Below are 25785 nucleotides of genomic sequence, written 5' to 3'. Positions count from 1 at the left end.
CGTCAGAGCGTGGCGGTCCAGTTGGCGAGCAGCCGGGCGCCTGCGTCACCCGACTTCTCGGGGTGGAACTGCGTCGCCCACAGCGGGCCGTTCTCCACGGCCGCGACGAACGGTGCACCGTGCTCGGCCCAGCTGACGAGCGGTGCGCGCATCGCCGGGTTCGTGGAGGTCAGTTCCCAGTCCTGCACGGCGTAGGAGTGGACGAAGTAGTAGCGCGTGTCCCCGTCCAGCCCTGCGAAGAGGAGCGAACCGGCCGCGGGCTCCACGGTGTTCCAGCCCATGTGGGGCACGGTGTGGTCGGCGTCGGCCTTCAGGGGGCCGACCGTGCCCGGCCATTCGCCGAGACCTTCCGCCTCGACGCCGTGCTCGATGCCGCGCGAGAAGAGGATCTGCATGCCCACGCAGATGCCCATCACGGGGCGTCCTCCGGCCAGGCGCCGCTCGACGATCCAGTCGCCGCGGGCTTCACGCAGCCCCTCCATGCAGGCGGCGAACGCCCCGACTCCGGGCACCAGCAGCCCGTCGGCCTCCATGGAGGCGTCGTAGTCGCGGGTGATCTCGACGTCCGCGCCCGCCCGTACGAGGGCCCGCTCGGCCGAACGCACGTTGCCGAAGCCGTAGTCGAAGACCACCACCCGCTTGCGTCCGCTCATGACCACACCTCCAGCCGCAGGACTCCGGCGAGCAGCGCCAGCAGCGCACCGCTGCCGAGGACGGCGACGACGCTCTTCGGCAGCTTCTGCCGCCAGAACGAGATGGCGCCGCCCAGCAGGAACAGGCCGACGAAGATGAGAACCGCCGCGAGACCCGTCACAGTGCGCCCTTCGTCGAGGGGATGCCGGTCTGCCGGGGGTCGATCTCGCTGGCGTGGCGCAGCGCGCGGGCCAGCGCCTTGAACTGGCACTCGACGATGTGGTGCGCGTTGCGCCCGTACGGGACGTGCACGTGCAGGGCGACCTGCGCCTGGGCGACGAAGGACTCCAGGATGTGCCGCGTCATCGTCGTGTCGTACTCGCCGATCATGGGGGCCATGCCGTCGGGTTCGGTGTGCACCAGGTACGGGCGTCCCGACAGGTCGACGGTCACCCGCGCCAGCGACTCGTCCAGCGGCACCGACGCGTCCGCGAAGCGGACGATGCCCCGCTTGTCGCCGAGTGCCTGCTTGAAGGCGGCGCCGAGCGCGAGAGAGGTGTCCTCGATGGTGTGGTGGCTGTCGATGTGCAGGTCGCCCTCGGTCTTGACCGACAGGTCGAAGAGGCCGTGGCGGCCGAGCTGGTCGAGCATGTGGTCGTAGAAGCCGACGCCTGTCGCGACATCCACCTTCCCGGTTCCGTCGAGGTTGATCTCGACGAGGACCGAGGTCTCCTTGGTGGTGCGCTCGACGCGGCCCACGCGGGCCAGAGTCATCGAGAAGTCTCCTTTGTCACTGCGCGTACCGCGTCGAGGAACGCGTCGTTCTCTTCGGGCGTGCCGGCGGTCACCCTCAGCCGGCCGGGCACGCCGTTGTCCCGGACGAGGACGCCGTGCTCCAGCAGCGCCCGCCAGGTGGCGTGTGCGTCGTCGAACTTGCCGAACTGCACGAAGTTGGCGTCGGAGTCGGTGACTTCGCAGCCGAGGGCCCGCAGCTCACGCACCAGCCGGTCCCGTTCGTCCTTGAGCCGCTGGACGTATCCGAGCAGCGTCCCGGTGTGTTCGAGGGCGGCCAGCGCGGTCGCCTGCGTGACCGCCGAGAGGTGGTAGGGCAGCCGGACCAGCTGCACCGCGTCGACGACGCCGGGGTCCGCCGCCAGGTAGCCGAGCCGCAGCCCCGCCGCACCGAACGCCTTCGACATCGTACGGGTCACCACGAGGTTCGGGCGGCCCTCCAGCAGCGGCAGCAGCGAGGGGCGGTGCGAGAACTCGCCGTACGCCTCGTCGACGATCACCATGGACGGCTTGGCCGCCTGCGCCGCGTCGTACAGCGCGAGCACGGTCCCGGCATCGACGGCGGTGCCTGTGGGGTTGTTGGGCGAGCAGACGAAGACCACGTCGGGCTGCTGCTCCGCTATGGCCTCCGCCGCCGCCGGAGCGTCGATGGTGAAGTCCGCACGGCGCGGGCCGGACAGCCAGCCCGTGCCGGTGCCGCGGGCGATGAGCGCGTGCATCGAGTACGAGGGCTCGAAGCCGATCGCCGTGCGCCCCGGTCCGCCGAACGTCTGCAGCAGCTGCTGGATGATCTCGTTGGAGCCGTTGGCGGCCCAGACCTGTTCCCGCTCCACCGGGAAGCCTGCGGCCCCGGTCAGGTACGCGGCGAGGGCGGTGCGCAGCTCGACGGCGTCCCGGTCCGGGTAGCGGTTGAGGGTGCGCGCGGCCTCGGTGACGCGTTCGCCGATGCGCCGTACCAGCTCCTCGGGCAGCGGGTACGGGTTCTCGTTCGTGTTCAGCCGTACGGGCACGTCCAGTTGAGGGGCGCCGTACGGGGACTTTCCTCGCAACTCGTCCCGGACGGGGAGAGCTTCCATGCCGGTCACTTGCTCTGCGGCACCTTCCACTCGAACCTTGCCTTCAGCGCCGTCCCGTGCGCGGGCAGGTCCTCCGCCTCCGCGAGGGCGACGACGTGGTGCGTGACCTCGGCCAGCGCGTCGCGCGTGTACTCCACGACGTGGATGCCGCGCAGGAAGGACTGCACCGACAGGCCGGAGGAGTGGCAGGCACAACCGCCGGTCGGCAGCACGTGGTTGGAGCCGGCGCAGTAGTCGCCGAGGGAGACGGGGGCGTAGGGGCCGACGAAGACGGCGCCCGCGTTGCGCACGCGGGCCGCCCACTCCGCGGCGTCCTGCGTCTGGATCTCCAGGTGTTCGGCGGCGTAGGCGTTCACCACCGCGAGTCCGTCCTCGAGGGAGTCGACGAGCACGATGCCCGACTGGCGTCCCGTCAGCGCCTCGGTGATCCGCTCGCGGTGCCGCGCCGCGGCCACCTGCTCCTTCAGCTCGCCCTCGACGGCCTCGGCCAGCTCCACCGACGGTGTGACCAGCACGGCCGCGGCCACGGTGTCGTGCTCGGCCTGGCTGACGAGGTCGGCGGCCACGTGCGCCGGGTCGGCGGAGGAGTCGGCGAGGATCGCGATCTCGGTGGGCCCGGCCTCGGAGTCGATGCCGATACGGCCCTTGAGCAGTCGCTTCGCTGCGGCGACGTAGATGTTGCCGGGCCCGGTGACGAGCTGCGCGGGCGGGCACTCGGCGGTGCCGTACGCGAACATCGCGACAGCTTGCGCACCGCCGGCCGCGTAAACCTCGTCGACCCCGAGCAGCGCGCACGCCGCCAGGATCGTCGGGTGCGGCAGGCCCCCGAACTCGGGCTGCGGAGGCGAGGTGACCGCCAGCGAGCGGACTCCGGCCTCCTGCGCGGGCACCACGTTCATGACCACGGACGACGGGTAGACGGCGCGGCCGCCGGGCACGTAGAGCCCGACCCGCTCGACCGGCACCCAGCGCTCCGTGACGGTGCCCCCGGGCACCACGTTCACCGTCGAGTCGCCGCGCCGCTGCGCGCGGTGGACGATGCGGGCCCGCCGCACCGACTCCTCCAGCGCCCTGCGTACCTCGGGGTCGAGCTGCTCCAGCGCCTCGGAGAGCGCCTCACGGGGGACGCGCACGCGCTCCAGCGTCACGCCGTCGAACCGCCGCGCGTAGTCGACGAGCGCCGCTGTGCCACGATGCCGGACGTCGTCGCAGATGGGCCGCACCTTCTCCAGGGCGGCCTCGACGTCGAGCTCGGCACGGGGCAGCAGGTCACGGTCGATGCCGCCGTCGGAGGAGACGGCGGAACCGCGCAGGTCGATTCGGGAGATCACGGATCCAGTCTCTCAGACCGCCTCCGGCCGCCGGCCTTCCGTATCAGTGAGTGATACGCATCCCAGGAGACGATCGTCGCCTCTGGCGTTCATACGGTCACAGAGAGGGAATGAAGCGGACGGACGCCGGGGCGGGGGCCCGGAGACCCGTCCCGACCAGCACAGTCACAGACCGAGGGGGAAGCGACCCGGTGAGCGAGGACCTGGAGTCCAGAGAGCCGCCTTCCTGGCTCACGAGAGCCGAGTGGGGAATGTGGCAGGCGTTCCTCAACGGCAGCGCGTACGACCTGCGCACCGGCGAGGCCGAACTGGACGACCCCAACGGCGACCACGTCTGGGGGCCGGACCGAACCGTCCGCGCGCGCGTCATCTCGCTGCTTCTGCTGCACGGCCCTCCGCCCCTGCTGGGCCGCGTCGCCTCACTGCACCTGGCCGGGGCCCAGATCACGGACGTGCTGGACCTCTCGGGCGGCGCCATCGAGCCGTACTTCGAACTGCGGCAGTGCCGCTTCGACTCGGAGGTGCGCATGGCCGAGGCGCGCATCCACACCGCACGCCTCGTCGACTGCTACATACCGCGCCTGGAGGCCGCCCGGCTGACCACCGACGGCGACCTGCACCTGCCCCGCTGCTCCATACCCGAGGGCGTCAAGCTCACCGACGCCACCATCGGCACCGACCTGATGCTCAACGAGGCGACGATCGGCAGCGGCCGCCGCAACAGGGCCGTCGCCGCCGACGGCATCACCGTCTCCCAGGAACTGCAGGCGAGCCTGCTGATGACGGACGGCGAGTTCAGCCTCCGCGGCGCCACGATCGGCAGTTCGCTGCACATGTTCGGGACGGTGCTGCGCAACCGCAACGGCCGCTACGCGCTGTACGCCCCGCAGATGACCGTGGAGCACGTCGCCAGCTTCGCCGACGCCAACCGCAGCCGTTCCCCGCAGCTGATGGGAGCCACACCCGCCGCCGGCACACCCGTCCCCTTCACGTCCGAGAACACGAGCCGCTGGCGCACCCGGCACTTCGAGTGCACGGGCGGGCTGGTGCTGGACGACGGGCGGTTCGGTTCCTCGCTCGTCATCGAGAACGCCCGCTTCGAGCTCCAGCGGGACCAGGAACTCTCCCTGCGCCGCATCCAGACGCCGGAGCTGAACTTCACGCCGCGCGCTCCCGAACGCGGCCTCGTCGTGCTCTCCGGAGCCGCCGTCGAGAAGTTACTGGACCGCGTCGGCAGCTGGCCCCGCGACCAGCGGCTGTGGATGGCGGGCTTCACCTACCAGCAGGCCATCCCCAAGGAAGGGCACTTCAACGTCCGCGAGCGCCTGCAGTGGCTCGCGGCCGCCACCCCGGAGTACTCGCCGCTCCCCTACGAGCAGTTGGCGCTGATGTACCGCAACTGCGGTGAGGACACCAACGCGCGCGCCGTGCTGCTCGCCAAGCAGCGACGCCGCCGGGAGACGCTTCCGCTGGTGGGGAAGGTGTGGGGCTATCTGCAGGACTGGACGGTCGCCTACGGGTACCGCCCCGCGCAGGCCGCGCTGTGGATGGCCGTCCTGTGGGCGGCGAGCGCCCTCTTCTTCGGCGCGAACCCGCCCGACCCCCTCAAGGGCGGCGAGTCGCCGCACTGGAACGCGCCCCTGTACGCGCTCGACCTGCTGCTCCCCGTCATCACCTTCGGGCAGGACACCGCGTGGAACCCGGCCGGATACCACCAATGGGTGGCGGCGAGCCTGATCATGCTGGGCTGGGTCCTCGCGACGACCGTCGCGACGGGGGCGACGCGGCTGCTGCGCCGCCAGTGAGCCCGTCGGCGGCGGGCGGCCGTACCGGCGCGCGCCGCGTACGGGCGGCACGGCCCCGCGGACCGCGGTGCGGACCGGTCCTGGGACGGTCCGCACCGCGGACCGCCGCAGGTCCGTCCCGCCCGCCGCCGCGAACTCCCTGATCGCTCAGGCACACCCGACACGGCCCGAAGGCTTTAGGCTTACTCGTTGTGACAACCGCGCTTCCGCTCTTCCCGCTCAACTCGGTGCTGTTCCCTGGCCTCGTGCTGCCGTTGAACATCTTCGAGCAGCGGTACCGCGCGCTGATGCGGGACCTGCTGGAGATCCCCGAGGACGCACCTCGCCGGTTCGGCGTCGTCGCCATCCGGGACGGCCGCGAGGTCGCCCAGACGTCGACGGGGCTGCCCGAGTCCGCTCCGTCGCCCGGCGCGGACCCGACCGCCGGCTTCGGACCCGACCCCATGGCGTCCTTCTACGCCGTGGGCTGCGTCGCCGACGCCTCGACCATCCGCGAGCGTTCGGGCGGCTCCGGCGGCACCCCTCCCGGCACCGCCCCGTCCGGAGCCGCGGGCGGCACCGGCGCGGGCGTCGACGACGCCTCCGTCGAGGACGAGCAGTCCTCCGACGGAGCCGGGTACGAAGTGCTCGCCACGGGCACCACCCGCTTCCGGCTCCACTCGGTGGACGCGAGCGGGCCGTACCTCATGGGCGAGATCGAGGAGTTGCCGGAGGAGGAGGGGGACGGCGCCGGAGCGCTCGCCTCCGGTGTGCTGCGTGCCTTCCGCGCCTACCAGAAGCGCCTCGCCAGCGCCCGCGAGCGGACACTCGCCGCCGGGCAGGAGCTGCCGGACGACCCGTCAGTCGTCTCCTACCTGGTGGCCGCGGCGACCATCCTGGACACCCCGACGAAGCAGCGGCTGCTCCAGGCACCTGACACGGCGACGCGGCTGGCGGACGAACTGAAGCTCCTGCGGCGCGAGACAGCCGTCATCGGGAAGCTGCCGTCGCTGCCGGCGGCGGAACTCACGCGCGAGCCGACAAGCCCGAACTGAGCCCGGCCGGGCCGGCGTTGGGCCGGGCGTCCAGAACGGCGGGCCGCGCCGGACGGCACTGCGCGGCGGGAGCACCTCGCGGCTCGCACGCGGTCCACGGGCTCTCGCCGGAGCCCTGACCACCGGCAGAAGTACACGTCGGTCCGCACGCCGGACCGCAGAAGGAGACAGTCCGAAGGCTGGGGCGGGACGCATGGCGAAGAAGAAGCAGCGGCAGCAGACGGCGGCGACGCCGGCGACCCTCGCCGCCGCACGCGCGGGCGTGGAGTTCACCACGCACTCCTACGAGCACGATCCCGCGGCGCCCTCCTACGGCGCCGAAGCGGCGGAGGCGCTGGGCCTGCCGCCCGAACAGGTCTTCAAGACCCTCGTGGCGCAGGTCGACGGAGCGCTGACAGTGGCCGTCGTACCCGTCTCCTCGTCCCTCGACCTGAAGGCCCTGGCGTCCGCCGCCGGCGGCAAGCGCGCCGCCATGGCGGACCCGGCCGGCGTCGAACGCACGACCGGCTACGTGCTCGGCGGGGTCTCACCACTGGGACAGCGCAAGCGGCTGCCCACGATTCTCGACAGCTCGGCTCTGGACCACACCGCCGTCTGCGTCTCCGCAGGCCGCCGCGGCCTGGAGATCGAACTGGCCCCGGGCGACCTGGCCGCGCTCACCGGGGCGGTCACGGCGCCCATCGCCCGCACGGGCGGCACGTGAGACGCACCCGGCCCGCGCCTCACTGAGAGCCCAGCCGAGCCCGGCGCCCGCACTCCGGGCGGGTCGGCGGGCGGAAGGCCCCCTACCGGCCGTGGGGTCCCTCGCCGCCCGGCGCCGGGTAGTACGGGTCCCCGGGCTCGGGGTCGCGCTTCCCGAACAGCCCGGTCAGCGCCAGATGCACGATCAGAGCCAGCAGCGGCCACACGAGCAGCGCACTCTTCGCCTGCAGTTTCAGCGGCCCGTCGAACGTCCTGCCCTCACCTGCGGCCTTCGCCGCCGCCACCAGATCCGTGTCGGGGCCCAGCCACACGCCGAACCCCCACGCCAGCAGGGACCCCAGCAGCGCACCGGCCGTCAGTCCCACCACGATTCCGACGCCGCCTCCACGGCTGCGCAGGAAGGCCAGGGCCCCCGTCACCACGCCGAAGCCGATCGCCAGCAGCACGAACGTGCCGTCCGCTCCGATGGCCTCCTCGCCCTCGGGATCCTTGAGGAAGACCGCGTCGTCGACGGTCACCAGCGGGACCCGGGGCGCCAGCCACAGCCACATCAGTCCGAGGCCCACGCCGAGCACGGTCACGACGAGTGCGCACAGCAGCCCGTCCAGGACCTCGCGCCGCACCTCCGGGCGGTCCGCCCTGTGCTCCGGATATCCGGGGTGCTCCGGATACTCGGGGTGCTCCGGGTACGCCGGGACGTCGTCGCCCTGCCCGTTCCATCCCTCGTACGGATCGCCGCCGTACCCGCCGCCGTACGGGTCGCCGGCGCCCCCGTTCGGACCGCCGTGAGGATCACCGCCGTGCCGGCCGCCGTACGGGGCGTCCCCGCCGTACCCGCCGCCTCCGTAGGAGTCACGGAAGCCGTACGCGCCCTGCTCGCCGTAGGAGCCGTACGGGCCGTGACCGCTGTACGGGCCGCCGGGGGCGCCGTGCGGGTCTGCGGGCTGTCCGGCCGGCCGGGACCGCGCTCGCCGTCCGTCGTCGCGGTGGGAGCGCGGTGGGCGTCCTGGATCGGGTGATGAAGGCGTCGGTGCGTTCACGACGCCATCGTGCCAGGGACGGGCACCTGTTCGGGCAGCGGGCGGCAGATGACGTCACCCGCGGCGCGGCCGCGACTGCTCAGCGCACCGCGGCCCGCCGGTAGGCCCACGTCGCGAGCGCCAGGGAGACGGCGCCGACGCTCGCGCACACCCCCAGGTCCAGGCCGGCGTGGCCCCAGTCGGGACGGGCCTCGAAGGCGCGGGAGAGGGCTTCGACGCCGTACGTCGAGGGCAGCAGGTCCCGCAGCAGGGCGACCGGTGCGGGCAGCTGCCCGCCGGGCAGCACCCCCAGCAGCAGCGCCGCGGACATCCCCAGCTGGCCGCAGAGGGTGGCCAGCTCCGGTCTGGGCGCCAGCAGCCCCAGCGCCGCACCGAGGCCGGCCAGGGCCGCGCCCGCCAGCGGGACGACGGCGGCGAGGAGCCACAGCCCGCCCAGCGGCAGCTGGTACAGGAGCCCGCCCGCGACGGCCGTCACGAGAACCCCCGGCACCGTGAACGACGCGTACGCTGCCGCCGCCCCCAGCACGACCGCGGCAGCGGGCACCGGCAGCGTGGCGTAGTGGTCCAGGCCGCCTCCGGCCCGCAGCTGGCCGAAGTACTGCGCGAGCAGGTTCAGCGCGACGAAGGCCACGACGAGGACGCTGGACCCGGCGACGACGGCGCGCGACTCCGCTCCCCCGTCCACGACGCCCCTCATCAGCACCATGATCCCCAGCGACTGGAACGTCGCCACGAAGAGCAGCGGAATGCGGGCCACGCGGGCCCGCGACAGCTGCGCCCGGTAGACGGCGCCCAGCGAGGGCCACAGCCGGGCGCGGGGCGCCAGCGGTGCGGGCTGCCGGGCGGACGCGTCCGGCAGCGCCGCGTCCGAGGCCGGCCGGGCGGCGGGCACATGCCCGTCCGCGGCCTTCTCACGCCCCGCTCCGTCCGCTCGTCCCGACCGGGCCGCACGGGCGTCCGCCCGTGCCGAGCGTGCAGCCCGCGATGTCGCGGCCGTGCTCACAGCTTCACCAGACCTTTCCCGCTGCCGCCCAGCGACAGGTACACGTCCTCCAGACTGGGCGTGGCCAGCGAGAAGTCGTCCAGCGCCGCGAAGGCCGGACCGGTCGTCACGACGGAGACCGCCTCGCGTGCGTCTTCCGGCGTCATGCGCAGCGTCCAGCGGCGCCCCGAGACGGTGGCGCGCTCCGCCAGTCCGGCGAGCCGCGGGACGTCGAGCGGCGGGCCGTCCCGCCAGACCAGGTCCAGCCGTACGTCGTCGCCCACCAGCGACTTCAGCCCGCCGGGGGTGTCGCAGGCGATCACCCGGCCGCGGTCGAGCACCGCCACCCGGTCCAGCACCGTCTCGGCCTCGATGACGTTGTGCGTCACGAGCACGACGGTCGCTCCGTCCTCGGAGCGCCGGCGGTCGACGGCCGCCCACACCGCACGGCGCGCCACGGGGTCCATGCCGGTGGTCGGCTCGTCGAGTACGAGCAGCGGCCGCCGGCCGACGAGCGCCGCCGCGACGCACGCCAGGCGGCGCTGCCCGCCGGAGAGCTTCTTCAGGGGGCGTCCGGCGATCTCCGCGAGGCCCAGTTCCTCCAGCACGGCGTCGCGTTCCCGGCGCGCCGCGACGGTGCCGAGGCCGCGCAGCCGTCCCGTGGTCTCCGCGGCGAGCGCGACCGTCAGCTCGTCGAGGGCGCTGGACTCCTGGCCGAGGTAGGCGAGCAGCCTCGCGGCCCGTTCCGGGTGCCGTACGAGATCGTGGCCGAGCACTTCGACAGCGCCCGCGTCGGGGCGCAGCAGACCGGTGAGCTGCCTGACGACGGTCGACTTCCCCGCCCCGTTCGGGCCGAGCAGTCCGAAGATCTCGCCCGGCTGGACGTGGAGGTCCACACCGTCGCAGGCGCGTACGGGCGGTGCGGGGGGCTCGCCCCGCCGGCCCCTGGCCGCGGGGTAGGTCTTGACGAGGCCCGTTATGCGCACGGCGGCCCGCGTCCGTTCGTCGACGCCGTTGACTTGCTGCTGCCGCGTGCCGGTTCCCACGAGCGACGAGCCTACGCTGCGGCGCCGGGCGGGCGGACAACGGGCCTTGCGGCGGCAGCCTGGGAGGGGTCGGCGGTCGCTCAGTCGGAGACCGGGGCGTCCTCGGCGGGAGCCTGCTGCCCCGCCACGGGGGCGTCGATCTCGCGCCAGAAGCCGGCCCGGATCGCGTAGCGGTCGTGCTCGTCGATCTGGTCGTCCTTGTGCGCGAGCAGGCCGAAGCGGGCGGCATAGCGCAGCAGCTCACCGTCGATGCGGTGCGGAATGCGCGGATACTCCCCGGCGAGGGTCTGGACGTTCGCGGGTGCGGAGAGCCGCTCCAGCCAGCGGCGGGCGAAGACCTGGCCGACCTCGAACGGGTCACCGCTGACGGCGGTGATGTCCTCCTCGCGGTCCGCCCAGCGCTGCTCCGCGGTCGTGAGCTGGGCGAGGGTGGGCAGGGCGGCGATCTCCGGGCTCTCCCCGGGCGTTCCGCGCTCCACCCAGCCCCGCTCCGAGGACCAGCGCAGCGTCGCTCCCGGCGGCGTCGCCTGCCCTCCGCCCGCGGGCTGGGGGCGGGCGAGGCCCGCGAGGTCCTTGGGCGTGGGCACTCCGGCGGCGTTCCTGCCAGGGCCCGCGCTCTCGTCCTGCCCGCTCCCGGCGGGCGGCGCCGGGGCCGCGTCGGCGGGCGTCTCGGGCTCCGGCGCCGCGGGTGTGACCGCGGGAGTGACCGCCGGGACGGCCGGGCCCTGCGGGGTGGGAGGGGCCTGTGAGGCGGGCGCGTTGCCGTTCTTCGCGGACTCCGGCAGCGGCGCCGAGAGGATCGCGGCGATCTCGGGGCGGGAGGCGGACTGCGGCGCGCAGACGCCGGGCGGCTCGGTGGCCCGTACGGCCTCGGTGATCCAGCTGCGGTCCAGTACGCGCCGCTCGTCGGCCTCGGCGACCAGGTCCTCCGACTGGTTGTAGTCGCCGTCGGCCGCCTGAACGGCCCACAGGTGCACCGCGACGCCGTGCTCCTTCGCGGACATCAGACCGGGCAGCAGGTCCCCGTCGCCGGTGACGAGCACGATGTCGGAGCAGGCCCGGTTGCGCGCCAGTTCGGTGAGCTCGGCGTGCATGGCCGCGTCGACGCCCTTCTGGGCCCACCGGCCGTCGCTCCTCGTCAGAGCGCCGAGCCTCACGGTCACGCGCGGCATCACGCGGAGCCTGCGGTGCTCGGGCTGCGGAACCCTGTCCGGGGCACCGTCGAACCAGTAGATCCGCAGCAGGTCGCACTGGGTGTCTGCTTCGGCCCGTTCACGCAGCCCGCGGATCAGGGCCGCATGGTCCACGCTGATCCGGGAGCGCATCGGCTCACCCGCCAGCAGACTCGCGGCGGCGCCCAACAGGTACCCGGCATCCACCAGGACGACGCAGCGATCCACGTTCCACCCACTCTCGGTCACGAGCACAGCCGAGGCTGCGTTTCCTTCGAGTCTGCCCGACCGTACAGGGCTATTCAGCCGGGCCCCGCTCATCGGCGTGGCGACAGCTGAGTGGTGCGGATATGGAAATGCGAAGAGGCGCCTCACTCGCGCCGATTGTTCGAAATGCGCGCTTGTTTCCCGCATGCCAGGCTGATTTCGGCCCAACGTTCAACGGTCCCCAGGAGGCGATCATGACCAAGGGCAGGAACCAAGACCGCAGTCAGAGAAAGGCCGAGGCCGCCGACCGCGATCAGGGAGCGAACCAGGACGGTGCCGCAGAGGGCCGGCAGCAGCGTCCGTCGCCGGGAAGGACGGCCAGCCCCGCAGACGTGGCACGCAAGCACCAGCGGCGCTTCGGCCACAACTGACCCTGCCGGGGCAGAGGTCAGCGAAGTCAGACTGAATCCACTGTGCCCTTGGGCACCGCACATCGGCGCGCACGAAGGAGAGGGCGGCCCCAGCCCCGGGGCCGCCCTCCTCCCGTCCCTGCCGCTCAGCCCGCCATGCAGGAGGGGCCGAGCAGTTCCTTGAGGTCTCCGAAGAGAGCCGGGTCGGGTGTGACGCGGTGGCGGTCCAGCCGGAGGACCGTCGTCTTGCGCGTCCCCTGCAGGCGGACGCGTACCTCGCTCGATCCGCGGTGGTGGGTGAGCACTTCGCCCAGCTTCTCCACCAGCGGGGGCGTGATCTTCACCGTCGGGATGGTGATGGTCACGGGCGCGCTGGCGGACGCCTCGCTCAGGTCCGGGATCATCAGCTCCATCGCGACCAGGCGGGGGACGTCCTCGCGCTTGTCGAGACGTCCCTTGACGAAGACCACGGCGTCCTCGACCAGTTGGGTGGAGACCAGCTGGTAGGTCGCCGGGAAGAACATGCAGTCGATCGAGCCGGCCAGGTCCTCGACGGTCGCGATCGCCCAGGCGTTGCCCTGCTTGGTCATCTTGCGCTGCAGCCCGGAGATGATGCCGCCGATGGTGACGATCGCACCGTCGGAGTAGTCGCCGCCGGTGAGTTGGGCGATCGCCGCGTCGGCCCTGTCGTTCAGGACGTGCTCCAGGCCGAAGAGCGGGTGGTCGGAGACGTACAGGCCGAGCATCTCCCGCTCCTGGGCGAGCAGATAGGTCTTCTCCCACTCCTCCTCGGAGAAGGTGACGTCGAGGCCGAAGCCCGGAGAGTCGTCCCCGTCGCCGCCGCCGAGGTCCCCGAAGAGGTCGAACTGCCCCTCGGCCTCCTTGCGTTTGACCTGCACGACGTTGTCGATCATCGGCTCGAACTGGGCCGTGAGCCCCTTGCGGGTGTGCCCCATCTCGTCGAAGGCGCCCGCCTTGATCAGCGACTCGACCGTGCGCTTGTTGCAGACGACCGCCTCCACCTTGTCCAGGAAGTCGGGGAAGGACGTGTACCTGCCCTTGGCCTTGCGGCACTTGACGATCGAGTCGACGACGTTCTGCCCGACGTTCCGCACCGCGGTGAGGCCGAAGACGATGGTCTGGTCGTCGCGCGAGGTGAAGTTGGCCACCGACTCGTTGACGTCCGGCGGCAGGACCCTGATGCCCATCTTGCGGCACTCGTTGAGGTAGACCGCCGACTTGTCCTTGTCGTCGCGCACCGAGGTGAGCAGCGCCGACATGTACTCCGCGGGGTAGTTGGCCTTCAGGTAGGCCGTCCAGTAGGTGACCAGGCCGTACGCCGAGGAGTGCGCCTTGTTGAAGGCGTAGCCGGCGAAGGGCACCAGGACGTCCCACACGGCCTGGACCGCCTCGTCCGAGTAGCCGTTGTCGCGCATGCCCTTCTGGAAGTTCACGAACTCCTTGTCGAGAACCTCCTTCTTCTTCTTGCCCATCGCGCGGCGGAGCAGGTCGGCCTGGCCGAGGGAGTAGCCCGCCAGCACCTGGGCCGCCTTCTGCACCTGCTCCTGGTAGACGATCAGGCCGTGGGTGATGTCGAGGACCTCTTTGAGGGGCTCCTCCAGCTCCGGGTGGATCGGGGTGATCTCCTGCTGGCCGTTCTTGCGCAGCGCGTAGTTGATGTGGCTGTTCATGCCCATGGGGCCGGGCCGGTACAGGGCCGAGACGGCGGAGATGTCCTCGAAGTTGTCGGGCTTCATCATGCGCAGCAGGGAGCGCATGGGGCCGCCGTCGAACTGGAAGACGCCCAACGTGTCGCCGCGGCAGAGCAGTTCGAACGTCTTGGCGTCGTCGAGCGGCAGATCGAGGAGCTTGAGGTCGACGTCCTTGTTCTTGCGGATCATCTTGACCGCGTCGTCCATGATCGTGAGGTTGCGCAGGCCGAGGAAGTCCATCTTCAGCAGGCCCAGCGCCTCACAGCTGGGGTAGTCCCACTGCGTCACGACGACGCCGTCGTTCTTCGGGGAGAAGACCGGGACGTGGTCGATCAGCTTCTCGCTGGACATGATCACGCCGGCCGCGTGCACGCCCATCTGCCGCACCAGGCCCTCGATGCCGCGGGCCGCGTCGATCACCTTGGTGACGTCCGGCTCGTTCTCGTACATCGAGCGGATCTCGCCCGCCTCGCTGTAGCGGGGGTGGTCCTTGTCGGTGATGCCCGACAGCGGGAGGCCCTTGCCGAGGACGTCCGCCGGCATCGCCTTGGTGATCCGGTCCCCCATCGCGTACGGGTAGCCCAGCACGCGCGCGGAGTCCTTGATGGCGTTCTTGGCCTTGATGGTGCCGTACGTGCCGATCATGGCGACCTTGTCGGCGCCGTACTTCTCCGTGACGTACCGGATGACGTCGCCGCGCCTGCGCTCGTCGAAGTCGATGTCGACGTCGGGCATGGTGACGCGCTCGGGATTGAGGAAGCGCTCGAAGATCAGCCCGTGCGTCACGGGGTCGAGGTCGGTGATGCCCATGGCGTAGGAGACGATCGAGCCCGCCGCGGAGCCTCGGCCGGGACCCACGGCGATGCCGTTGTCCTTCGCCCAGTTGATGAAGTCGGCGACGACGAGGAAGTACGCGGGGAAGCCCATCGAGATGATGACGTCCATCTCGTACTCCACGAGCTCCTGCCGGTCCTGGGGGACGCCCCCGGGGTAGCGGCGGGCCATGCCCCGCTTGACCTCCTCCTTGAACCAGGAGATCTCGTCGTACCCCTCGGGCACGTCGAAGCGCGGCATCAGGTTCTTCGTCTCGAACATGCCCGCCGTGTCGACGCGTTCGGCGATCAGCAGCTGCGTGTTGCGGCAGCCCTGCTGCCACTCCTCGGAGGAGTCGATGGCGTACATCTCCTCCGCGGACTTCAGGTAGTAGCCGGCGCCGTCGAAGCGGAAGCGGTCCGGGTCCGAGAGGTTGCTGCCCGTCTGGATGCACAGCAGGGTGTCGTGCGCCGCCGACTCGTGTTCGTAGGTGTAGTGCGAGTCGTTGGTGACGACGAACGGGGCGTCGATCTTCTTCGCGACCTCTTCCAGGCCGGCGCGCGCCCGCTTGTCGATCTCGATGCCGTGGTCCATCAGTTCGACGAAGAAGTTCTCCTTGCCGAAGATGTCCTGGAACTCCCCGGCCGCCTGGACCGCTTCGTCCATCTGCCCGAGACGGATCTTGGTGCTCACCTCGCCGGAGGGGCAGCCGGTGGTGGCCATCATCCCCTTCGCGTACTCGGCGAGCAGTTCGCGGTCCATGCGGGGCTTGCGGAAGAAGCCCTCGAGACTGGCGCGGGACTGCGCGCGGAAGAGGTTGTGCAGGCCCTCCTTGTCCCTGGCCCACATCGTCATGTGCGTGTACGCACCGTTACCGGAGACGTCGTCGCGCTTCTGGTGCGGGGTGCCCCACTTGACCGGCCGCATGTTGCGCCGGTGGTCCGGCGCGACGTACGCCTCGATGCCCATGACCGGGGTGATCCCCGCGTCCTTCGCCTGGTGGAAGAAGTCGTACGCGCCGTGGAGGTTGCCGTGGTCCGTCATCGCGATGTGCGACATGTCCATGTCCCGGCAGGCCTTGAACATGTCCTTCAGCCGCGCCGCGCCGTCCAGCAGCGAGTACTGAGTGTGCACGTGCAGATGTGTGAACGGCTGCTGGGTCACGGCGCGGGACACCTCCGGGGGGATTGCTGGAACGGCTTCGGAGTCTACGTCCCGGCACCGACATCCGGTGTCCGCGCACCCGGCTCCGGCGGCCGTCCAACTCCCCCCGGAACACTGCCTTCCGGTACGTCCCGTGAGCCGGGCGGGGCAGCGCCCGGGCACTCCTCCGGCGCAGCGCACGCCCGAGCCGCGCTCCGGACGGTGCGAGCGGGCGCCACCCGGCCGTTCCGGTGCCCGGTCCGGTACTCGGGCGCCTCGGCCACCCGGTACGTTGCCACTGCTGCTCGGTCAGCCGATCCGCCGGGAACCGGCGGCATCCCACTCAGGAGGGCACCATGGCAACGCTGCAGGACGGCACCGCGGACGAGCGTGCCGAGCGCATACTCGAGGTCTTCGACTGCGCCTTCGGCGAGCTGCTGGCCGCCGACCCGGCGGCCTTCCAGGTCAAGTTCCGCAAGATGGCCGCGTCGGCCTTCGCCTTCTACCGGGGCACCGCCTGCCTCTTCTACGCGGACGCCACGGCCGCCGACGGCGAGGCCGGGAAGCACACCGGCCCCTACCTCGACGACCGCACGGGCCGGGTGTGGATCCACGGGGACCTGCACGCCGAGAACTTCGGCACGTACATGGACGCCAACGGCCGTCTCGTCTTCAACGTCAACGACTTCGACGAGGCGTACGTCGGGCCGTTCACGTGGGACCTCAAGCGGTTCGCCGCCTCCGTGGCCCTGCTCGGCTACACCAAGGCGCTCAGCGACGGCCAGATCACCGGCCTGGTACGCGCGTACGCGGAGGCCTACCGCGAGCGCGTCCGCGCACTCGCCGGAGACGCCAAGAGCAAGGACGTCCCCTCCCTGACCCTCGACACCGCGCGGGGCCCCGTGCTCGACGCGCTGCGCTCCGCCCGGTCCAACACCCGGTTCGGCCTGCTGGAGACGATGACGGAGGTGCGTGACTGGGAGCGCCGCTTCACGCCCGGCGGCGGAGCCGTCGAGCTGGATCCGGACACCCGCGCAAGGGTGCTGGAGGCCTTCGACGCGTACGTCTCCACGCTCCCCGGCAGCACGCGTCTCCGCTCCGACGCGTACCGCGTCAAGGACGTCGTGGGACGCCGCGGCGTCGGCATCGGGAGCGCCGGGCTGCCGTCGTACAACATCCTGCTGGAGGGGCACAGCGACGCCCTGGAGAACGACCTCGTGATCTACATGAAGCAGGCGCAGACGCCCGCGGTCTCCCGGCACGTCACCGACCCCGAGATCCGCGGGTACTTCCGCCACGAGGGGCACCGCACGGTGATCTCCCAGCGTGCCCTCCAGGCCCACGCCGACCCGTGGCTCGGCTGGACGGAGCTGCACGGCGTCGGCCAGCTCGTCGCGGAGGTCTCGCCGTACGCCGTCGACCTCGACTGGACGGACCTCGACGAGCTGGACGCGATCACCCAGGTCGTCGGGGACCTCGGCCGGGCCACCGCCACCATGCACGCCGCCGCGGACGACGAGAGCGGCCACTCCCTCGTGCCGTTCTCCACGGAGGACGCCATCGACGCCGCGATCGCGGAGGACGAGGAGGGCTTCCCGGAGATGCTCGTCGAGTTCGCGCACGCGTACGGATCGACCACCCGCCGGGACCACCAGGTCTTCGTCGACCTCTTCCGCAACGGCCGCATCCCCGGTCTGCGGAACCCGTGACGGGCCCGCGGGGAGGGCCGGAGGAAACAGCCCCGCATCTTTAGGGACCTCTTAGCCCTCCCCGTGGCACACTTTCCCGGCGATGGACATGGACGCGGCAGGCATACGGACAGTACGGGCGGTCGTCTTCACCGTGCTGTGCGTCACCCTGTCCGCCGGAGCGCATGTGCTGCTCTCCGGGATGCCGCTCCCCCTCGCCCCGCTGCTCGCCGTCGGCGGCGTGATCTTCCTGCTGGCCTTCGCTCTCGCGGACCGCGAACGCGGCTACGGGCGCATCGCCGCCCTCCTGGTCCCGCTCGAACTGCTGGCGGACGCCGTCTTCACCAGCGGGCAGCACACCTGCTACGGGCAAGCGGGCGGTCCCGTGGCGGGGCCGCTGCGCTCGGTCGGAGTGGACCTGCTGTGCGGCGGGGGCAGCTTCGGCACCCCGCTTGCGCGCGTCGCCGCGGAGGGCCGTCACGGCGCCCGGTCCCTGTCCGAGGGCCTGCCGCCGGGGCCGTGGGACACCGCGCCCTCCACGACGCCCTTCCTGCTGCTCGCCGCCCACGTCGCGGTAGGGCTCGCCGCCGCGGCCTGGCTGCGCCGCGGCGAGGCGGCGCTCGCGGGACTCCTCCGCGCGGCCTCGGTTGCCGCGTTCCGGCCGCTGCGCGTGGCGTTCGCCGCCTGGCGCGGCACGTGCGCGCAGGCGTCCCCCGCACCGGCGCCGAACGGGGCCTCCCCCGCGGCGCCGCGCACTCTGCCGCTGCTCACGCACAGCGTGCACCGTCGCGGCCCGCCCGCGCTGACGACCGCGGCCTGAGATCCGGGCTGCGAGGGCTCCGGCCCTCGCAGGCGTACGCGCCCGGCGCCCGCGAGCGGCTCCGCCACCGCGAGCCCCCGGTCGCCGGTACGGACGCCGGGCCGCACGAGCCGAGCCGAACCGTCCACCCTCCCCCACGCACGGCGTGACGTCATACGGAGAAGAAGACCCATGAGCAAGCGCAACAGCCAGGAAGCCAAGCGTGCCGCCCGCGAACGTCTGCGGGTCGAGCGCGAACGGCAGGCGAAGAAGGAGAAGATGCGCCGGCAGATCGTCGTCGGCGTCTCGGTCGTCGGCGTCCTCGCGGTGGCCGGCGGCATCTTCTACGGCATCACCAAGCTGAACGAGCCCAGCGGCTGGGAGGCGGCCAAGGAGCAGAAGCTCGTCAAGCCGGCCAACACCACGGGCAGTTCGGGCAGCGGGGTGCTGATCGGCGAGGAGAGCGCCAAGAAGACCGTCGACGTGTACGAGGACCTGCGCTGCCCGGCGTGCGCCCAGTTCGAGCAGGGCATCGGCAAGGTCCTCACCGACGGGACCAGCAAGGGCGAGTACAAGATCAAGATGCACTTCGGCGACCTGATCGACGGCAACGTCGGCGGCGAGGGCTCGAAGACCGCCATCAGCGCCCTGGGCGCGTCCCTCAACGTGAGCGAGAAGGCGTTCCTCGCCTACCACGAGAAGCTGTACAGCAAGGAGTTCCACCCGGAGGAGTCGACCGACAAGTTCGCCGACGACTCCTACCTGCTGAAGGTCGCCGACTCGGTGCCGGAGCTGAAGGGCAACGCCGAGTTCAAGAAGGCGGTCGAGGACGGCACCTACGACAAGTGGGCGCTGAACATGGTCGAAGACTTCAACAAGGGCAAGGTCAAGGGGACTCCGACCATCCGCATCGACGGCGAGGACGTCGAGCAGTCGCAGCTCCCCGCCGAGCTGAAGAAGCTGGGCGTCAAGCTCACCGCTCCCAAGCAGTGAGCCTCCCGGGCGGGGACGGCGGCGCGCGGTGCCGCCGTCCCCGCCCGGCGCCGGTCCCGGGCCCCGCCGCACCCCGCCGGAGGACGCGGCCGCGGCCATGGCCGGAACACGCCCCGACGGGCGGACGAACTGCCGTTCGCGGCCTGCCCGTTGGGGCTACTTGTGCGTAACATCAGGCTCCGTGACCGACACCCATAACAGACCCCGTACCTCTGTCCCCGGAGCCGGACCCGCGTCCGGACATCCCCGGCGCCGCACGGTCGTCGCGGCCACCGCCGCCTCAGCGGCCCTGCTGCCCCTCGCGGGCGGGCTCCCCAGCGCGTACGCCGCCGGATCCCCCGCCTTCCTGCACGGCGTGGCCTCCGGCGACCCCCTCCCCGACGGCGTCCTGCTGTGGACGCGCGTCACGCCCTCCTCGGACGCCGTGCCGGGCTCCGGCAAGGGCGCTCCCGTGAAAGTGACCTGGCAGGTCGCCGAGGACGAGGGCTTCGAGAACGTCGTCGCCCAGGGCACCGTCACGACCGACCCGGCCACCGACCACACCGTCAAGGCCGACGTCCGCGGCCTGCGGCCCGCCACCGCGTACTGGTTCCGCTTCGGCGCGGGCGAGGTCCGCTCCCCCGCCGGCCGCACCCGCACGACGCCCGCCGACGACGAGGACGCCGCCAACCTCCGCGTGGGCGTGGTCTCCTGCTCCCACTACGAGGCCGGCTACTTCGCCTCCTACAGGCATCTGGCAGCCCGCGACGACCTGCACGCGGTCCTGCACCTCGGCGACTACATATACGAGTACGGGCACGAGGAGTACCCGCTCGAGGACGACGCCATCCGAACCGTCCAGCCGGAGCACGAGACCCTCACCCTGGCCGACTACCGCGTCCGGCACGCCCACCACAAGCTCGACCCCGACCTGGCCGCCATGCACGCCGCGCACCCGGTCATCGCGATGTGGGACGACCACGAGGTCGCCAACGACACCTGGTCCGGGGGCGCGGGCAACCACACCCCGGGCGAAGAGGGCGAGTGGGCGGATCGCGTACGCGCCGCTAAGCAGGCGTACTTCGAGTGGATGCCGGTACGCCCGTCCACGCAGGGCACCACCTACCGGCGCCTGAAGTTCGGCCGCCTCGCCGATCTGCACCTGCTCGATCTGCGCTCCTTCCGCGACCAGCAGGCGAGCTTCGGCGACGGCGACGTGATCGACGACCCGGACCGCACCATCACCGGCCGCAAGCAGCTGGACTGGCTCAAGGCCGGCCTCTCGGGCTCCACCGCCCGCTGGCGCATGGTCGGCACCTCGGTGATGATCTCGCCCATCGCCTTCGGCGCCGTCCCCGCCCATCTCCTGGGCCCGCTCGCGGAGTTGCTGGGCATCCCCCAGGAGGGGCTCGCGCTCAACGTCGACCAGTGGGACGGCTACACGGACGACCGCCGCGAACTCCTGACCCACCTGCGCGACCAGGGGATCGGCAACACGGTCTTCCTCACCGGGGACATCCACATGGCCTTCGCCAACGAGGTGCCGGTCAAGGCCGCCACGTACCCCGAAGACGCCCCCGTGGCCACGGAGTTCGTCGTCACGTCGGTGACCTCCGACAATCTCGACGACATCCTGAACGTCGCGCCGGACACCGTCTCGTCCGTGGCGGAAGCGGCCGTGAAGGCCACCAACAGGCACGTGAAATGGCTCGACATGGACTCGCACGGCTACGGAGTCCTCGACATCGACGCCGAGCGGGCGCACATGGACTACTACGTGCTGTCCGCCAAGGAGGAGCAGGACGCCACCGCGGAGGTGCGCCGCTCCTACCGCACCCTCTCCGGCAGCCAGCGCCTCGAAGAGGCCGACGCACCGCTGCGCGGCTGACGCGCTACGCGCCGCCCGCGGCCTCCCCCGCGACGCCAGGAGGGAGGCCGCGGTCACGCGGTGACCGCCGGAACCCGCCGGAACCCGCCCGAACCCGCCGACGGCCTTACGCCCCGGATTCGGCCGGTGCGACCTCCTCCAGGAAGCCCAGCACCGTCCGCCAGGCCTGCTCCGCCGCCTCGCCGTCGTAGTCGTCGAGCCCCTCGTCGGTGAACAGGTGGCCGGCACCCGGGTAGCGGAAGACCTCCACGTCCGCGCCCGCCCGCTGCATGCGCAGATACCAGGCGTTCAGCCAGTCATGCGGCTCGAAGGGGTCCGGCTCGGCCACGTGCAGCTGCACGGGAAGCCCGTCCACGGCGGCGTCCTCGGCGAGGTCCGACGTGCCGTGCATCAGCAGCAGCGCCCGCGCCCGCGTGTCCGCGAGCGCCAGGTTCTGCGCGATGGAGCCCCCGAGCGAGAACCCGGCGTACACCAGGCCCCGTTCGGACAGCGGCGCGGTCACGGTCACCGCCCGCATCAGCAGTTCGTCCCGGCCGATCTCGTCCTTCAGCTCCATTGCCTCCTCGACGGTGTCCGCCGTACGCCCCTCGAAGAGGTCGGGCGTGTGCACCTCGTGCCCGGCGGCCCGCAGCCGCGCCGCGGCCTCGTGCACGGCGGGTCGCAGCCCGTGCGCGGAGTGGAACAGTACGACGGTGGCCAAAGTGTCACTTCCCTCACATAGCAACTGCGGCCCGCTGCGAGGCGGGGATCCCGCCCATGGTGGCAGGTACCGTCGTGGGTGCCCGCCGATCCCCTCTAGGAGTCCAGCCATGGAGAACGTGCTTCGACCGCTCATCGTCTTCGGCGGTGCGATCGTGCTCGCGTTCGCTGTCGCCTGGGCCACCGACCGGTTCCTTCGCCGGATGGACGCCCGGCGCCCCGAGACCCCGATGTGGGGGCTGCTGCGCCGCGGACGCGTGCCGCTGCAGGCGGTGGTCTTCGTCGCGCTGCTCAACGGCTTCTACGAGCACGCCGAGATCGCCCGCCGGGACCAGCCGACCGTCAACCTCTGGCTGCACATCATCCTCATCGGCGCCGCCGCCTGGCTGGCGCTGCGCATCCTCGCGGCCGTCGTCGAGACGGCCACGGCCCGCTACGCCGGAGTGGCGCACGATCCGGCGCGCGCCCGGCGCGTGAAGACGCAGCTCACCCTGATCCAGCGGCTGGTCACCGCCGTCGTGGTGGTCATCGCCGCCTCCGCGATCCTGCTCCAGTTCCCCGCGATGAAGACGCTGGGCACCTCGATGCTCGCCTCCGCGGGCGTCCTCGGCATCGTCGCCGGTATCGCCGCGCAGTCCACGCTCGGCAACCTCTTCGCGGGGCTGTCGATCGCCTTCGGCGACATGGTGCGCATCGGCGACGAGGTCGTCGTCGACGGCGAGATGGGCACGGTGGACGAGATCACCGTCTCCTACCTGGTGCTGCGCACGTGGGACGAGCGCCGGATCACCATGCCCGTCTCGTACTTCACCAGCAAGCCGTTCGAGAACTGGTCGCGCGGCGGCCCCCAGCAGACGGGCACGGTCTACCTGCAGCTCGACCACTCCGCTCCCGTCAAGGAGCTGCGCGCGAAGACGGAGGAGCTCGTGCGGGCGAACGACTTCTGGGACGGCCGCAGTTGGAGCCTCGTCGTCACCGACACCACGCCCTCCAACATCGAGGTGCGCGTCGCCGTCTCCGCCCGCACCTCGGACGATCTGTGGACCCTCCGCTGCAACCTGCGCGAGCAGCTGATCGACTGGCTCCAGAAGGAGCATCCCTCGGCCCTGCCCCGGGTCCGGCTCACCGCCCCCGAGGAGGTCACGGCGTACTCGAACGGCCACTGGAACCAGCGGGAGCGCCGCATCTCCTGAGCACACGAGGCGCGGACGCCGGACGCCCGGCCTGCCCCGGCCGGCCTGCGCGGGCGTCAGCGGACCTCGGAGGCGCTCAGCCGCGGTAGCTGCGCAGGTCGAGCTGGTGGAGCACCCGGTCGCAGACCTCGGGATCGGTGCCCGCCTCGCCGCGCGCCGCCAGGACCTCGTGCCGGGCCGCCGAGAGCAGTTCCCCGTTCAGCCTGTGGATCTTCTTCATCCGCGTCGTCCGCTTGGCGTGCGTCTCCCGCCGCTCCTCGTCGACGATCTCCGGCGAGATGCGCGCTCCGACGTCGTACGCACGGCGCAGCAGGGCCTCGGATATCTCCTCCGGCAGCTCCTCCGCCTCCTCGATCTCCCTGAGCCGCTTCCGCGCCGCCTTCACGCAGCGCATCGCGAGCCGCCGCTCCTGCTCCCGCTCGAGCGCGCTGTCCGACTGCACGCGCAGCTTCTTGACCAGCCACGGCAGCGTCAGCCCCTGCAACACGAGGGTGGCCAGCACCACAGCGAAGGCGATGAAGAGGATCGCGTCCCGCTCCGGGAAGCTCTTCCCTCCCTCCACGTGCAGCGGTACGGCCAGCGCCAGCGCCACGGAGGCCACTCCGCGCATCCCCGCCCACCAGACGACCGTCGTCTCACGCCAGTTGAGCGGGATGTCCTCGTCCAGGTCCTTGCGCCGGTGCAGCCGCCTGGCCAGCCACGCCGCGGGCAGCAGCCACGCCAGACGCAGGACCACGACGGCGGCGACCACCGCGAGAGCGGCGGGGAGCAGCTCGTTCCAGCGTCCGCTGACGGGTCCCACCACCACTGCCAGTTCCAGGCCGATCAGCCCGAAGGCCACGCCCGTCACCAGCGTGTCGACGATCGACCAGAAGCTCTGCCCGACGAGCCTCCCCTGCACGTCGTCCGCGTCCACCGCCCGCCCGGACGACAGGTAGAGCGCGGTCATCAGCACGGCCAGGACGCCCGAGCCCTTCAGCTCCTCGGCCAGCACGTACGAGGCGAACGGCACCAGCAGTGACAGGCCCGTCTGGAGCGTGGCGTCCCCGAGGAAGAGCGCCAGCTTGTTCGTCGCCCAGCCCAGCGCGAGTCCGACGAGGACGGCGACGAGCGCGGAGAGCACCAGCTCCCCCGCGGCGGCCGGGGCGGAGAAGGTGCCGGTCACCGCGGCCGCGATCGCCACGTGGTAGAGCGTGATCGCGGTGACGTCGTTGAAGAGCCCCTCGCCCTCCAGGATCGACACCAGCCGCCGCGGGAGCCCGAGCTGTCCGGCCACGGTCGTCGCCGCAATCGGGTCCGGCGGCGCCACGAGCGCGCCCAGCGCCACCGCCCCGGCGATGCCGAGCCCGGGCACGAGCGTGTGGGCGACGGCCGCGACAGCCGCGGTGGTGACGAACACCAGCGCGACGGCCAGCAGGAAGATGGGCCGCTTGTTCGCGGCGAACTGCCGCCAGCTCGTCCGGTAGACCGCGGCGTACAGCAGCGGCGGCAGCACCAGCGGCAGGATGAACTCGGGCGGCACCTGCACGTTCGGCACGAACGGCAGCAGGGCGAGCACCCCGCCCAGCAGCGTCATCAGGACCGGCGAGGGAACCCCGATCCGGTCCCCGAGCGGGACGGTGAGTACGGCACCGAGCAGCAGGGCGAAGAGAAGGGCGAGCTGGTCCACGGTCAGGCGCTCTCCGCCCGCACCCGGTCCAGAGCGCTCTGCAAATCCTCCGGGTAGGTGCTCTCGTACTCGACCCATCCGCCGTCCGACGGGTGCTCGAAGCCCAGCCTGACGGCGTGCAGCCACTGCCTCTCCAGCCGCAGCCGCTTGGCGAGCGTCGGATCCGCGCCGTAGGTCATGTCGCCCACGCAGGGATGCCGGTGTGCCGACATGTGCACGCGGATCTGGTGCGTGCGCCCGGTCTCCAGCTTGATGTCGAGGAGGCTCGCGGCGCGGAACGCCTCGATCAGGTCGTAGTGGGTCACGGACGGCTTGCCTTCCGCGGTCACCGCCCACTTGTAGTCGTGCTGCGGATGGCGCCCGACGGGTGCGTCGATCGTCCCGCTCATCGGATCGGGATGCCCCTGCACGAGCGCGTGGTACCGCTTGTCGACGGTGCGCTCGCGGAACTGCTGCTTGAGCAGCGTGTACGCCCGCTCCGACTTCGCGACGACCATCAGCCCGGACGTGCCGACGTCCAGCCGGTGCACGATGCCCTGGCGCTCCGCCGCGCCCGAGGTGGCGATGGAGTACCCGGCGGCGGCGAGCCCGCCGATCACGGTCGGCCCGCTCCAGCCCGGGCTGGGATGCGCGGCGACACCGACCGGCTTGACGATGACGACGATGTCCGTGTCGTCGTGCACGATCTCCATGCCCTCGACCGGCTCGGCGACGACCTGGACCGGCGCCGGCGGCGCGGGCAGCTCGACCTCCAGCCAGGCACCGCCGTACACCCTGTCCGACTTCCCGGCAGCGGATCCGTCCAGCAACACCTTGCCGTCGGCGGCGAGTTCGGCCGCCTTGGTGCGGGAGAATCCGAACATCCGGGCAATGGCGGCGTCCACACGCTCGCCCTCGAGACCGTCGGGTACGGGCAGGGTCCGGGTTTCGGGAAGGGTGCTCACCCGATCGAGTATGCCGGACGTCCGCTCGTGCCTCT

22 protein-coding genes are annotated in these 25785 nt (G+C 71.7%); 9 read left to right on the top strand and 13 right to left on the bottom strand.

Annotation, left to right across the window (positions count from 1 at the left end; translation table 11 throughout):
• Positions 1-2 precede the first annotated feature (2 nt).
• Genes hisH through hisD form a run of 5 tightly spaced genes read right to left on the bottom strand, consistent with a single transcriptional unit; the run spans position 3 to position 3832 of the window.
• The gene (gene hisH, locus H181DRAFT_RS11060; protein ID WP_175439749.1) at positions 3-659 is read right to left on the bottom strand and encodes an imidazole glycerol phosphate synthase subunit HisH; all 657 of its coding nucleotides are present in this window, start codon (positions 657-659) and stop codon (positions 3-5) included.
• Positions 650-814, bottom strand: a complete 165-nt coding sequence (locus tag H181DRAFT_RS29395) for a hypothetical protein (RefSeq protein WP_045864173.1) — start codon at positions 812-814, stop codon at positions 650-652. Before H181DRAFT_RS29395 ends, hisH begins: the two co-directional genes overlap by 10 nt.
• Positions 811-1401, bottom strand: a complete 591-nt coding sequence (hisB, locus tag H181DRAFT_RS11055) for an imidazoleglycerol-phosphate dehydratase HisB (protein ID WP_045864397.1) — start codon at positions 1399-1401, stop codon at positions 811-813. Before hisB ends, H181DRAFT_RS29395 begins: the two co-directional genes overlap by 4 nt.
• 2 nt (positions 1402-1403) lie before the next feature.
• Positions 1404-2510 carry a histidinol-phosphate transaminase gene (locus H181DRAFT_RS11050; protein ID WP_045864172.1) on the bottom strand — a complete coding sequence of 369 codons (1107 nt, stop codon included), beginning with the start codon at positions 2508-2510 and terminating at the stop codon, positions 1404-1406.
• Positions 2507-3832 carry a histidinol dehydrogenase gene (hisD, locus tag H181DRAFT_RS11045; protein WP_045864171.1) on the bottom strand — a complete coding sequence of 442 codons (1326 nt, stop codon included), beginning with the start codon at positions 3830-3832 and terminating at the stop codon, positions 2507-2509. Before hisD ends, H181DRAFT_RS11050 begins: the two co-directional genes overlap by 4 nt.
• Positions 3833-4083: 251 nt before the next feature.
• On the opposite strand from hisD, the gene H181DRAFT_RS11040 reads away from it, so the two are divergent.
• The 3 genes from H181DRAFT_RS11040 to ybaK all read left to right on the top strand — a co-directional run bounded on the left by H181DRAFT_RS11040 (position 4084) and on the right by ybaK (position 7374).
• Positions 4084-5637 (top strand): oxidoreductase, encoded by a 1554-nt coding sequence (locus H181DRAFT_RS11040; RefSeq protein ID WP_254666805.1) that lies wholly within the window; start codon positions 4084-4086, stop codon positions 5635-5637.
• Between the two features lie 191 nt (positions 5638-5828).
• Positions 5829-6671: an LON peptidase substrate-binding domain-containing protein gene (locus H181DRAFT_RS11035; RefSeq protein WP_045864169.1), complete on the top strand. Its 843-nt coding sequence runs from the start codon at positions 5829-5831 to the stop codon at positions 6669-6671.
• 193 nt (positions 6672-6864) lie between these two features.
• Positions 6865-7374 (top strand): Cys-tRNA(Pro) deacylase, encoded by a 510-nt coding sequence (gene ybaK, locus H181DRAFT_RS11030; protein ID WP_045864168.1) that lies wholly within the window; start codon positions 6865-6867, stop codon positions 7372-7374.
• Positions 7375-7456: 82 nt separating this feature from the next.
• On the opposite strand, the gene H181DRAFT_RS11025 is transcribed toward ybaK, so the two are convergent.
• The 4 genes from H181DRAFT_RS11025 to H181DRAFT_RS11010 all read right to left on the bottom strand — a co-directional run bounded on the left by H181DRAFT_RS11025 (position 7457) and on the right by H181DRAFT_RS11010 (position 11841).
• Positions 7457-7996: a hypothetical protein gene (locus tag H181DRAFT_RS11025; protein WP_045864396.1), complete on the bottom strand. Its 540-nt coding sequence runs from the start codon at positions 7994-7996 to the stop codon at positions 7457-7459.
• A gap of 496 nt (positions 7997-8492) precedes the next feature.
• Positions 8493-9305, bottom strand: coding sequence for an ABC transporter permease (locus tag H181DRAFT_RS11020; protein ID WP_045864167.1), 813 nt, complete (start codon positions 9303-9305; stop codon positions 8493-8495).
• A gap of 107 nt (positions 9306-9412) precedes the next feature.
• The gene (locus tag H181DRAFT_RS11015) at positions 9413-10375 is read right to left on the bottom strand and encodes an ABC transporter ATP-binding protein (RefSeq protein WP_074467825.1); all 963 of its coding nucleotides are present in this window, start codon (positions 10373-10375) and stop codon (positions 9413-9415) included.
• Positions 10376-10521: 146 nt separating this feature from the next.
• On the bottom strand, positions 10522-11841 hold the full coding sequence (locus H181DRAFT_RS11010; RefSeq protein WP_045864395.1) for an NYN domain-containing protein: 1320 nt from the start codon (positions 11839-11841) through the stop codon (positions 10522-10524).
• A gap of 233 nt (positions 11842-12074) precedes the next feature.
• On the opposite strand from H181DRAFT_RS11010, the gene H181DRAFT_RS29390 reads away from it, so the two are divergent.
• A complete protein-coding gene (locus tag H181DRAFT_RS29390) occupies positions 12075-12251 on the top strand; it encodes a hypothetical protein (protein WP_175439748.1) in 177 nt (58 codons plus the stop codon).
• A 125-nt stretch (positions 12252-12376) separates the two neighbouring features.
• On the opposite strand, the gene dnaE is transcribed toward H181DRAFT_RS29390, so the two are convergent.
• Entirely contained in the window at positions 12377-15919 is a 3543-nt protein-coding gene (gene dnaE, locus H181DRAFT_RS11005) for a DNA polymerase III subunit alpha (RefSeq protein WP_045864165.1), read from the bottom strand.
• Positions 15920-16254: 335 nt separating this feature from the next.
• Here dnaE and H181DRAFT_RS11000 point away from each other — a divergent pair, with 335 nt between their 5' ends.
• The 4 genes from H181DRAFT_RS11000 to H181DRAFT_RS10985 all read left to right on the top strand — a co-directional run bounded on the left by H181DRAFT_RS11000 (position 16255) and on the right by H181DRAFT_RS10985 (position 21245).
• A complete protein-coding gene (locus H181DRAFT_RS11000) occupies positions 16255-17607 on the top strand; it encodes a DUF2252 domain-containing protein (RefSeq protein ID WP_045864164.1) in 1353 nt (450 codons plus the stop codon).
• An 82-nt stretch (positions 17608-17689) separates the two neighbouring features.
• On the top strand, positions 17690-18406 hold the full coding sequence (locus tag H181DRAFT_RS10995; protein ID WP_045864163.1) for a hypothetical protein: 717 nt from the start codon (positions 17690-17692) through the stop codon (positions 18404-18406).
• Between the two features lie 171 nt (positions 18407-18577).
• Positions 18578-19378 (top strand): thioredoxin domain-containing protein, encoded by an 801-nt coding sequence (locus H181DRAFT_RS10990; RefSeq protein WP_045864162.1) that lies wholly within the window; start codon positions 18578-18580, stop codon positions 19376-19378.
• A 181-nt stretch (positions 19379-19559) separates the two neighbouring features.
• Complete coding sequence (locus H181DRAFT_RS10985) at positions 19560-21245, top strand: alkaline phosphatase D family protein (RefSeq protein WP_045864161.1); 1686 nt, start codon at positions 19560-19562, stop codon at positions 21243-21245.
• A 106-nt stretch (positions 21246-21351) separates the two neighbouring features.
• On the opposite strand, the gene H181DRAFT_RS10980 is transcribed toward H181DRAFT_RS10985, so the two are convergent.
• Positions 21352-21945 carry a dienelactone hydrolase family protein gene (locus tag H181DRAFT_RS10980; protein WP_045864160.1) on the bottom strand — a complete coding sequence of 198 codons (594 nt, stop codon included), beginning with the start codon at positions 21943-21945 and terminating at the stop codon, positions 21352-21354.
• 109 nt (positions 21946-22054) lie between these two features.
• On the opposite strand from H181DRAFT_RS10980, the gene H181DRAFT_RS10975 reads away from it, so the two are divergent.
• Positions 22055-23137, top strand: a complete 1083-nt coding sequence (locus H181DRAFT_RS10975; RefSeq protein WP_045864159.1) for a mechanosensitive ion channel family protein — start codon at positions 22055-22057, stop codon at positions 23135-23137.
• A 76-nt stretch (positions 23138-23213) separates the two neighbouring features.
• Here H181DRAFT_RS10975 and H181DRAFT_RS10970 read toward each other — a convergent pair whose 3' ends face one another.
• Positions 23214-24806 carry a Na+/H+ antiporter gene (locus H181DRAFT_RS10970; RefSeq protein ID WP_045864158.1) on the bottom strand — a complete coding sequence of 531 codons (1593 nt, stop codon included), beginning with the start codon at positions 24804-24806 and terminating at the stop codon, positions 23214-23216.
• A 2-nt stretch (positions 24807-24808) separates the two neighbouring features.
• On the bottom strand, positions 24809-25750 hold the full coding sequence (locus H181DRAFT_RS10965) for an RluA family pseudouridine synthase (protein ID WP_045864394.1): 942 nt from the start codon (positions 25748-25750) through the stop codon (positions 24809-24811).
• Positions 25751-25785: the final 35 nt, after the last annotated feature.

The sequence above is a fragment of the Streptomyces sp. WMMB 714 genome (assembly GCF_900090125.1).
GTDB lineage: Bacteria > Actinomycetota > Actinomycetes > Streptomycetales > Streptomycetaceae > Streptomyces > Streptomyces daqingensis.
The sequence above is the reverse complement of the archived record's forward strand: the minus strand, read 5'-3'. Positions and strand labels throughout refer to the sequence as shown.